Source organism: Micromonospora sp. KC207, assembly GCF_004348615.1.
Lineage (GTDB): Bacteria > Actinomycetota > Actinomycetes > Mycobacteriales > Micromonosporaceae > Micromonospora.
The window spans coordinates 1-9741 of sequence record NZ_SMKJ01000274.1 but is presented as its reverse complement, the minus strand read 5'-3'; the positions used below and the strand labels follow the sequence as shown (position 1 = coordinate 9741).

Sequence of the window (9741 nt, the reverse complement as noted above, 5' to 3'; positions counted from 1 at the left end):
CCCCGGCCATGACCTCCCCGGCCCCGGCGTCGAGCCCCCAGCCGCCGGAAAGCACCTCCGCCACCCCGACGACTTCCTGGGCGAACACATCGTTGTCCGCGTTCATCGCGTAGCGCACCCGGGCGAGGCTGGCCGCGCCGAACCGCGCGTGGGTGGCACGGAAGGTGAACTCGCCGGTACGGCCGAACGCGCGGATCCGGTGGTCCGGGTAGGCAGTCAACAGCCACCGGTGTGCCTCGTCTGGATCGTCCGTGGCCAGCCGCGTCCATGGCGGCGAGTCGGCGGGCACCTCGTCGCCGTACTCGACCCGTTTCGCCGCCGGGGGTTTCGCGCCGGCACGTCCTGTCACGACACCTCCCGCATCGCCGACGGAGGCGCCAACCGGCACCCTCGTCCTCACCTCGCCCGGAGCCAGAAACAGCGGGGCGGCGCACTGCGCAAAGTCACGCCGCCAGCGGTCGGTGGCCCTCTTCAGCGCGCATTCTGGTCGTCCATGGGAGGCGATAGAAGTCGCCACGTGCCCGGCTGTCCGGTGTGCGGAGCCGTTGTACGGGCAACGAACATCCGGCGGCCGTCACGTTCACCTACGCTGCCGGCGCTGGCGCGTCGGCACCCGGGCCGGGCATGCTGTCGCGATGGGGGTACGGGTCGAGCACGCCGCCGAGGTGACCACGGTAATCCTAGACCGGCCGGCGGCCCGCAACGCCGTCGACGGGCCCACCGCCCGGGCCCTGGCCGACGCGTTCCGCGCCTTCGAGGCCGACCCGGCGGCGGCGGTGGCCGTGCTGTGGGGGGCCGGCGGCACGTTCTGCGCGGGCGCGGACCTCAAGGCGATCGGCACGCCGAGCGGCAACCGCGTCGAGCCGGACGGCGACGGCCCGATGGGCCCGACGCGGCTGCGCCTGTCCAAGCCGGTGATCGCGGCGATCTCCGGGCACGCCGTTGCTGGCGGGCTGGAGCTGGCGCTCTGGTGCGACCTGCGGGTCGCCGAGTCCGACGCGGTGCTCGGGGTCTTCTGCCGCCGTTGGGGCGTGCCACTGGTCGACGGCGGCACGGTCCGGCTGCCGAGGCTGATCGGCGAGAGCCGGGCGATGGACCTGATTCTCACGGGCCGGCCGGTGCCGGCCGGGGAGGCGTACGCGATGGGGTTGGTGAACCGGCTGGTCGCGCCGGGCGAGGCCCGCGCGGAGGCCGAGCGGCTGGCCGCCGAGATCGCCCGGCATCCGCAGGCGTGCCTGCGCAACGACCGGGCAGCGGTGCTGACCGGCGCGAACCTGCCCGAGCCGGACGCCCTCGCGGTCGAGCTGGCGTACGGCGTGGCGTCCCTCGCGGCCGACGCGTCGGCGGGGGCCGCGCGGTTCGCGGCCGGCGCGGGCCGCCACGGAGCCCCCGCCTGACGGTGTCGGCCGCCCGCTACCCGAGGTTGCGCAGGGCGGTCTCGATGGCGCGGTGGAAGGTCGGGTACGCGTAGATCATGTGCCGGAGCTGGCTCAGCGGCACCGCCGCGTGCACCGCCACCACCAGCCCCGACAGCACCTCGCCGCCGGCCGGGCCGACCGAGGTGGCCCCGACCAGCACCCCCCGGTCGGCGTCCGCGACCAGCTTGACGAACCCGTCGCCCCGGTGGATCCAGCCCCGGGTGGACGAGTCGAGCCGGCTCACCCCGATCTGCACGTTGATGCCCCGCTCGCGGGCCTGCCGCTCGGTGAGCCCGACCGCGCCGACCTCGGGGTCGGTGAAGGTGACCCGGGGCAGCGCCCGGTAGTCGGCGCGCGGCACCCCTCCGGCGATACCGGTGCCCTCCGTGCGCGCCGCGCCGCCGGCCGCGCTGGCGGCACCGCTCGCGTCCGCACCGGCCTGCGCCCGCCGGACGTGGTCGAGCACGTCGGCGATCACGATGGCCGCCTGGTACATGGCGATGTGGGTGAACGCTCCCTCCCCGGTCAGGTCGCCGACGGCCCAGATTCCGTCGGCGGCGCGCATCCGGTCGTCCACGGCGAGGAACCGCTGGCCCGGGTCGACGCCGACGGTGTCGAGCCCCAACTCTTCGAGATGCGCCCGCCGGCCGGTGACCACCAGCAGCCGCTCGGCGGTTAACTCGGCACCACCCACCGCGCGCAGCGTGAACGCCCGCCCGTCGTGGTCGACCCGCTCGGCCCGTACCTCGGTGGCGATCCGCACCCCGTCGGCGCGCAGGGCGGCGGCGACCACCTCTGCGGACTCGGGCTCCTCGGCGGCGAGCACCCGCTCCGACTCCTCCAGCACGGTCACCTCGACGCCGAACCGGGCGAAGACCTGGGCCAGTTCCAGCCCGATCGCGCCCCCGCCGAGCACCAGCAGGGCCCCCGGCAGCTCCTCGACCTCGATAGCCTGTTGGTTCGTCCAGTACGGCGTGTCGGCCAGGCCTGGCAGCGGCGGCACGAAGGGCCGGGTGCCGGTGCCGAGCACGATGCCGTGCCGGGCCTGGAAGACCCTATCGCCGACGCGGACCCGGCCGGGGCCGTCGAGCGACCCGCTGCCCCGCACGAACCGGCCGCCCCTGCCGGTGAACCGCTCCACCGCGGCCCGGTCGTTCCAGGTGTCGGTGGCCTCCTCGCGGATCCGCTTCGCCACCGGGGCCCAGTCAAGCCGGACCTCTGCCTCGCCCGCGAACTCGTTGACCCGCCGCGCCTCGGCGACGGCGTTCGCCGCCCGGATCATCATCTTGCTCGGGATGCACCCCCAGTACGGGCACTCGCCGCCGACCAGCCTCCGCTCGACGCCGACGACGCTGAGGCCGGCCTCGGCGAGCCGGCCGGCCACCTCCTCCCCGCCGACCCCGAGCCCGAGCACGACCACGTCCACCAGTTCCGGTTCCGCCATCGGACCAGCATTCCGCACCGGACGACCGGCGGCCACCGCGCTGCCGGAATCCCCGCACCAGGCGACCGGCGAACCCTCACCGACACCAGCGTCCGCATCGTTGGCGACCGCGACACCGGCCGGAATCGCCGCGCCTTCCGGGCCCGTGGCCACCTACTGTGGCCGGATGCGCGCGCGCTTCGCCCCCGTCCGGGACTGCTTCCACGACCTGTTCGCCGCCGGTCGGGAAACCGGGGCCGGCCTCGCCATCTGGTACGACGGCACGCCTGTCGTCGACCTCGTCGCCGGTTCCCGCGCGGCCGTCCCGCCCGGCCTGGCGGTGCCGCTGGCGGGGGCCGGTGACCCGTGGCGGCCGGACACGCTGGTCAACGTCTACTCGGTGGGCAAGCCGATGGCCGCCCTCTGCCTGCTCCTGCTCGTCGACCGGGGGCGACTCGACCTCGACGACCCGGTGGCCGAGCACTGGCCCGGTCTCCGCGCGCCGGCCACGGTCCGCCAGGTGCTCAGCCACACCGCCGGACTGCCGGCGTTCCCGGTGCCCCGGCCGGCCGGCGCGGTCGCCGACTGGGGCCTGCTCTGTGCCGATCTGGCCGCCGCCGAGCCGCAATGGACGCCGGGGACGGTCGCGGGAGAGCACGCCTGGACGTACGGGCACCTCGTGGGCGAGTTGGTGCGCCGGGTGGACGGGCGGCCGGTGGGCCGGTTCCTGGCCGAGGAGATCGCCGGCCCGTGGCGGCTCGACCTGGGATTCGGGCTCGGGGCGGCCGACCAGCGGCGGTGCGCCGAACTGTCGTACGCCGACCCGGACTGGCCGGTCCGCACGCTCGGCGAGCCGGGGTCGCTGCGGGCGGCGGCGCTGGGCAACCCGGCGGGCGGCCTCGACGTGGCGGTGCTGAACAGCCCGCTGTGGCGGGGCGCGCAGGTGCCGGCGGTGAACCTGCACGCCACGGCCGCCGGCCTGGCTCGCTGCTACGCCGGTCTGCTCGCCGGGGGCGTCCTGGACGGGGTGCGGCTGTTCAGCCCGGAGCTGGTCGCCGAGGCGACCCGGGCCCAGTACGACGGCCCGGACCTGGTGCTGGACCGCCGGGCGTGCTGGACGCTGGGCATGCAGCGGGAACCGGACGGCAGCTGGGGCATGGGCGGGATCGGCGGCAGCAGCGCCTGGGCCGACCCGGAGCGGGGCTACGTCTTCGCGTACGCCACCGCGCGGCTGGCCGAGCACGACCGCGTCGAAGACCTCGTCGAGGCCCTGCACTCCTGCCTGTGAGCACGCTGCGGCTCGACCCGGTCGAAGGCGGCGCAGGCGCCGGGTGGTCGTGCACCCGCAGGTCGCGGGTGAGCAGGACGATGGCGGTACGCGTCATGGGCCGGCGGGTGCCAGGGCCGGGCCGGGGACCACGACAGGGGTGCCGGTCGGGGTGAGCAGGGCACGCCCGGCCACCGCCAGCCGCCGCCGCCGGGGCACGAGCGCCCGCCGGACGAACACGTCGTAGTCCTGGGCGGCGACCTCGTCGAGGATGCTGCCGTAGAGGGCGTACGCGGTGCGCATGCACGCCTGGGAGGCGGGCGCGAGCAGGGTGATGCCCGGTGCGGCGGCCTCGTAGTGCGCCTGGGCGCGGCTCACCTCGTACTCGATCAGGTGGCGGATCCGGGGGGTGCTCCGGCCGCGCGCGGCGGCGGCGAACAGGTCCTCGCGGGTCACGTCGAACTTGGCCAGGTCCTCGTCGGGCAGGTACGTCCGGCCGCGCGCCAGGTCCTCGGCGACGTCCCGGATGAAGTTGGTGAGCTGGAAGGCGAAGCCGAGCTGCCGGGCGGGCTCGCGGGCGGCGGCCGGGTCGGAGCTGCCGAGGATCGGCAGCATCATGGTGCCGATGACGGCGGCCGAGCCCTCCATGTAGTCGAGCAGGTCGTCGTAGGTCGGGTACGCGGTGACGGTCAGATCCATCGCCATGCTGCGCAGAAACGACGTGAAGTCGGCCTGGTCCAGGTCGAAGACGGCAATGGTGTGCAGCACCGCCGGCAGCAGCGGGTCGTCGATCGGGGCCCCGCCCAGCCCGGCCAGGAAGCGGCTCGACCAGTCGTCGAGCCGGGCGGCCCGCCCGGCGGGCGGCAGGTCCTCGGTACGGTCGACGATCTCGTCTGCGTACCGGGTGAAGCCGTACAGGGCGTGAACATGCCGCCGTTTCCGAGCGGGGAGCAGGCGGGTGGCGAGATAGTAGGTGCGGCCGTGACGTCTGTGCAGCTCGCGGCAGCGGTCATAGGCAGCGGTGAGGTCGACGTCCACCGGCCCCCCTCTAAATCGACGCAGCAATCGACGCAACTCGTAACCCTAGGGTACGCTCGCCGACATGGCCAACGACGCAACTGCGGGTAATGCGCTCCGCGTCGCGCCGGCACAGCCGGAAGCGACGGACGATCCGGTCTGCGGCGTACTGGCCGCGTTCACGAAAGACCTGGTCAAGCGCGTTGACGACACTCTCGCGGCGTTCCTTGCCGCCGAGGTCGCCGCGCTCGCCGAGATCGACGCGGCGATGGGCGGATTCGCCGCGACGGCACGCGACTGCGTGCTGGCCGGCGGCAAGCGGGTCCGGCCCACGTTCGCCTACTGGGGCTGGCGGGGCGCCGCCGGCGGGGCCGAGCCCCTGCCGGCGGTGCTGCCCGCGCTCGCGGCCCTGGAGCTGCTGCACACGTTCGCCCTGGTGCACGACGACGTGATGGACGCCTCCGACACCCGGCGCGGCCGGCCCACGGCGCACCGGGCCGCCGCCGCCCGGCACGTCGCCGCCGGGCACACCGGCGACCCGGAGCGGTTCGGCGAGGCGGTGGCCGTGCTCATCGGCGACCTCTGCATGGTCTGGGCCGACCGGCTGCTGGCACACGCCACCGTGCCGTCGGCCCGGCTGCTCGACGTCCGGCGCTGCTACGACCAGATGCGGGTCGAAACGGTCGCCGGGCAGTATCTCGACATCCTGGGCGAGAACGACGCGGGCAACTGGTCGCTGGACCGGGCCCTGCGGGTCGCCCGCTACAAGACCGCCAGCTACACCGTCCAGCGCCCGCTGCTGTTCGGCGCGCTCCTGGCCGGCGCCGACGCCGACGCGCCGCTGACCGCCGCGTACACCCGTTACGGCCTGGCCGTCGGCGAGGCGTTCCAGCTCCGCGACGACCTGCTCGGCGTCTACGGCGACCCGGCCACCACCGGCAAGCCGGCCGGCGACGACCTGCGCACCGGCAAGCCGACCGCGCTGCTGATGCTCGCCCGGCAGTTCGCCACCGGCACCCAGCGCCGGGCGCTGGAGCGGGCCGGCACGGTCACCGGCGCCCGCGAGGTGGCCCGGCTGGCCGAGCTGGTCACCGACACCGGTGCGGTCGCCCGGGTCGAACGGATGATCTCCGATCGGGTCGCCGAGGCGCTGGCCGCACTCGACACCGCTTCGGTCGACGAGACCGCGCACACGGCGCTGACGGGCCTCGCCACCGCCGCCACCACGCGGCGGGCATGATGGGCAACCTCGTGAGGGAGGTGGTCGCGTGCGCACCGTGACCGGACGTACGGACCGGGTGTTGGTCGTCGGGGCGGGGCTCGGAGGGCTGGCCTGCACGCTGCACCTTGCCGGCAGCGGGCGGCAGGTGACCGTGCTCGAACGCGAGGCGGTGCCGGGCGGCCGGGCCGGCCGGCTCGTCGTCGACGGGTACGAGTTCGACACCGGCCCCACCGTGCTCACCATGCCCGACCTGATCGCCGAGGCGCTCGACGCGGTCGGCGAGGAACTGGGCGACTGGGTCGAGCTGATGCCGCTGGACCCGGCGTACCGGGCGTACTACCCGGACGGCTCGACGCTCGACGTCATCACCGACACCACCCGGATGGCCGCCGAGATCGCCTCGGTCTGCGGGCCCCGCGAGGCCGACGGCTACCTTCGCTTCGTCGACTACGCGCGAAAGCTGTGGCGGCTGGAGCGGGCCGACTTCATCGACCGCAACCTCGACGCCCCCACCGACCTGCTCACCGGCAACCTGCTGAGGCTGTTGGCGGGCGGCGCGTTCCGCCGGCTCCAGACGAAGATCGAGCAGTTCTTCCGCGACCCGCGTACCCAACGGATCTTCTCCTTCCAGGCCATGTACGCCGGACTCGCCCCGCACGACGCGCTGGCCATCTACGCGGTCATCGCGTACCTCGACTCGGTGGCCGGGGTCTACTTCCCGCGCGGCGGCATCCACGCGGTCTCCCGGGCGATGGCCAGCGCGGCGGAGAAGCACGGCGTGCAGATCCGGTACGGCACCACGGTGGCCCGGGTGGAGACCGCGAACGGCCGGGCCACCGGGGTGGTCACCGCCGACGGCGAGTTCGTCGGAGCCGACGTGGTGGTGCTCAACCCGGACCTGCCGGTCGCCTACCGGGACCTGCTGCCGCCGGCCCGGCGGCGCCGGCTGACCTACTCACCGTCGTGCGTGGTGCTGCACGTCGGCTCGCGGCAGGGCTATGAGAAGATCGCCCACCACAACATCCACTTCGGACGATCCTGGAAGGGCACGTTCGACGAGGTGATCCGGCGGGGGAAGCTGATGACCGACCCGTCCCTGCTCGTCACCAACCCCAGTCGCACCGACCCGTCGGTCGCCCCGGCCAGCGGGCACACGTACTACGTGCTCGCCCCGGCGCCGAACCTCGACCGGGCCCCGTTCGAGTGGCGCGGCGACCTCACCCGCCGGTACGCCGACCAGCTCCTCGGGACACTGGAGGAGCGCGGGTACGTCGGCTTCGGCGATGGCGTCGAGGTGCTGCGCGCGATCACCCCGGCCGAGTGGGCGGAGCAGGGCATGGCCGCCGGCACCCCGTTCGCGTCCGCGCACAGCCTCTTCCAGACCGGCCCGTTCCGCCCGTCGAACCTGCACCGGACGCTCGACAACGTGGTGTTCGTCGGCTCCGGCACCCAGCCGGGCGTGGGCGTGCCGATGGTCCTGATCTCCGGCAAGCTGGCCGCCTCCCGCGTCACAGGGGGGCCACCCGCGAGCGCGCGGAACGCAGCGAAGCGGAGTCCCGCAGCCACGAACAAAGGCGGAAACCGGTGAGCGCCCGGGAGGGGCACCTGGTCGAGCTGGTCGACGACGGCGGCCGGGCCCACGGCGAGGCGACGGTGGCCGCCGCCCACCAGCCGCCCGGCCGGCTGCACCGGGCCTTCTCCGTGCTGCTGGTCGCCCCGGACGGCCGGGTGCTCCTCCAGCGTCGGGCCGCCGCGAAGACCCGGTTCCCGCTGCGCTGGGCCAACTCCTGCTGCGGCCACCCCGCGCCGGGCGAGCCGCTCGTCGTCGCCGCGAACCGCCGGCTGGGCGAGGAGCTGGGTGTCGGGCCCGTCGAGCTGACCGAGGCCGGCGTGTACGTCTACTACGCCGAGGACCCGACCACGGGCCGGGTCGAGTTCGAGTACGACCACGTGCTGCGTGCCGACGTCCCGGCCGACCTACCCGTACGGCCGGACCAGGGCGAGGTGGCCGAGCTGCGCTGGGTCGACCCGGCGGCGCTGGAGGCCGACCTCGCCGTCGACCCACGCGCGTACGCGCCCTGGCTGGGCGGGGTGGTGAACCGCCTGCTGCGCCCGTCCCCGCCGGCGGTCGCCGACGGCACCAGCGCGGTCCCGGCCGGTTCCGGGGCGGATGACGCGGCGGAGCGGTCGGGTGGGCGATGAGGCGCTGAGCGCGGGGGCCGTGGCGCGCCGACTGGGCGTCGCGGTCACCACGCTGCGCACCTGGCACCAGCGGTACGGGCTGGGCCCCAGCCAGCACCTGCCGGGCCACCACCGGCGGTACACGCCGGCCGATCTCGCCCGCCTGGAGATCATGCGCAAGCTCACCTCGGATGGGGTCACCCCGGCCGAGGCGGCCCGCTGGGCCCGGCAGGCGCCGGTTCCCGGCCCGGCCGGCGAGCCGCCCACCGTCGTCGCCGGCCGGGTCCGGCCGGGCGGCGAGCGCGACGGCGGCGGGCAGACCATCCCGGTCGGGCGGGCCGGCCCGGCGGCCCGGGGGCTGGCCCGGGCCGCGATGCGGCTGGACTCGGTGGCGATCGGGGAGACGATCGGGCACACCCTGGCCACCGACGGCGTCGTGGCCACCTGGGAGCGGCTGCTGTGCCCGGTGCTCGCCGGCATCGGCGAGCGGCACGCCGCCACCGCCGGCCTCATCGAGGTGGAGCACCTGCTGTCGCGGTGCGTCTCGGAGGCGTTCGCCGCCGTCGCGCGCGCCGGCTCGGCCGCCGGCCCGCCCCGCCTCCTGCTCTCCTGCGCCGACGAGGAACAGCACACCCTGCCGCTGGAGGCGCTCGCCGCCGCGCTGGCCGAGGCCGGCGTCGCGTACCGGATGCTCGGTGCCCGGGTGCCGGCGGCGGCCCTGGTCGAGGCGGTCAACCGCACCGGCCCGGCCGCCGTGGTGATCTGGTCGCACACCCTGGCCACCGCCGACCCGGCCCAGCTCACCGCGCTGCTGGCCAGCCCGCGCCGGCCGCTGCTGGTGCTGGCCGCCGGCCCGGGCTGGCGGGCCGACCCGCTGCCGGCCGGCGTGGTCCGCCCGGTCGACCTGGCCGAGGCGGTCTCGCTCGCCCTCGCCGTACGGGACTCGCTGGACCAATCGGTAGAGGGCTGACCGCCCTGCCGTTTTTGTGCGTCGTCCACTAGCGTCGAGTGGCCCACGGCCCCCGACCCCTCGGAGTGACGATGAGCGCACGCACCGTACTGGCGCTCGGCCTCAGCCTGGCGTTGTTCCTGACCGGCTGCAGCGATCGGACGACCGACCGGCGGTCGGAGGCCGCCGCCTCCCCGTCGGCCTCGGCCTCGCCGGAGCCGACACCGGAGCCGACCGTCGCACCCAAGCCGACCCGCACCACCC

Annotated in this window: 9 protein-coding genes; 6 read left to right on the top strand and 3 right to left on the bottom strand. The window is 75.2% G+C overall.

All coding sequences use genetic code 11. The annotated features are described in order from the left end of the window. On the bottom strand, nt 1-349 hold a 349-nt coding region (locus E1258_RS26190; protein WP_132405804.1), incomplete at its 3' end, for a hypothetical protein. Between the two features lie 286 nt (nt 350-635). Here E1258_RS26190 and E1258_RS26185 point away from each other — a divergent pair. Then, nucleotides 636-1397, top strand: coding sequence for a crotonase/enoyl-CoA hydratase family protein (locus tag E1258_RS26185; protein WP_132405802.1), 762 nt, complete (start codon nt 636-638; stop codon nt 1395-1397). A 16-nt stretch (nt 1398-1413) separates the two neighbouring features. Here the strand turns inward: E1258_RS26185 and E1258_RS26180 are convergent, their stop codons facing one another. After that, nucleotides 1414-2862 (bottom strand): NAD(P)/FAD-dependent oxidoreductase, encoded by a 1449-nt coding sequence (locus tag E1258_RS26180; protein WP_132405800.1) that lies wholly within the window; start codon nt 2860-2862, stop codon nt 1414-1416. A 166-nt stretch (nt 2863-3028) separates the two neighbouring features. Here E1258_RS26180 and E1258_RS26175 point away from each other — a divergent pair, with 166 nt between their 5' ends. Then, nucleotides 3029-4129 carry a serine hydrolase gene (locus tag E1258_RS26175; RefSeq protein WP_132405798.1) on the top strand — a complete coding sequence of 367 codons (1101 nt, stop codon included), beginning with the start codon at nt 3029-3031 and terminating at the stop codon, nt 4127-4129. 93 nt (nt 4130-4222) lie between these two features. Here E1258_RS26175 and E1258_RS26170 read toward each other — a convergent pair whose 3' ends face one another. Further along, entirely contained in the window at nt 4223-5146 is a 924-nt protein-coding gene (locus E1258_RS26170; protein ID WP_132405796.1) for a phytoene/squalene synthase family protein, read from the bottom strand. A 64-nt stretch (nt 5147-5210) separates the two neighbouring features. Between E1258_RS26170 and E1258_RS26165 the strand changes: the two genes are divergently transcribed. Genes E1258_RS26165 through E1258_RS26150 form a run of 4 tightly spaced genes read left to right on the top strand, consistent with a single transcriptional unit; the run spans nt 5211 to nt 9498 of the window. Next, nucleotides 5211-6365 carry a polyprenyl synthetase family protein gene (locus E1258_RS26165; RefSeq protein ID WP_132405794.1) on the top strand — a complete coding sequence of 385 codons (1155 nt, stop codon included), beginning with the start codon at nt 5211-5213 and terminating at the stop codon, nt 6363-6365. A 28-nt stretch (nt 6366-6393) separates the two neighbouring features. Next, a complete protein-coding gene (crtI, locus tag E1258_RS26160; RefSeq protein WP_132405792.1) occupies nt 6394-7935 on the top strand; it encodes a phytoene desaturase family protein in 1542 nt (513 codons plus the stop codon). Next, nucleotides 7932-8549, top strand: a complete 618-nt coding sequence (gene idi, locus E1258_RS26155) for an isopentenyl-diphosphate Delta-isomerase (protein WP_132405790.1) — start codon at nt 7932-7934, stop codon at nt 8547-8549. The genes crtI and idi overlap by 4 nt, the downstream gene beginning before the upstream one ends. Further along, a complete protein-coding gene (locus E1258_RS26150; protein ID WP_132405788.1) occupies nt 8539-9498 on the top strand; it encodes a MerR family transcriptional regulator in 960 nt (319 codons plus the stop codon). Before idi ends, E1258_RS26150 begins: the two co-directional genes overlap by 11 nt. Nucleotides 9499-9741 lie beyond the last annotated feature (243 nt).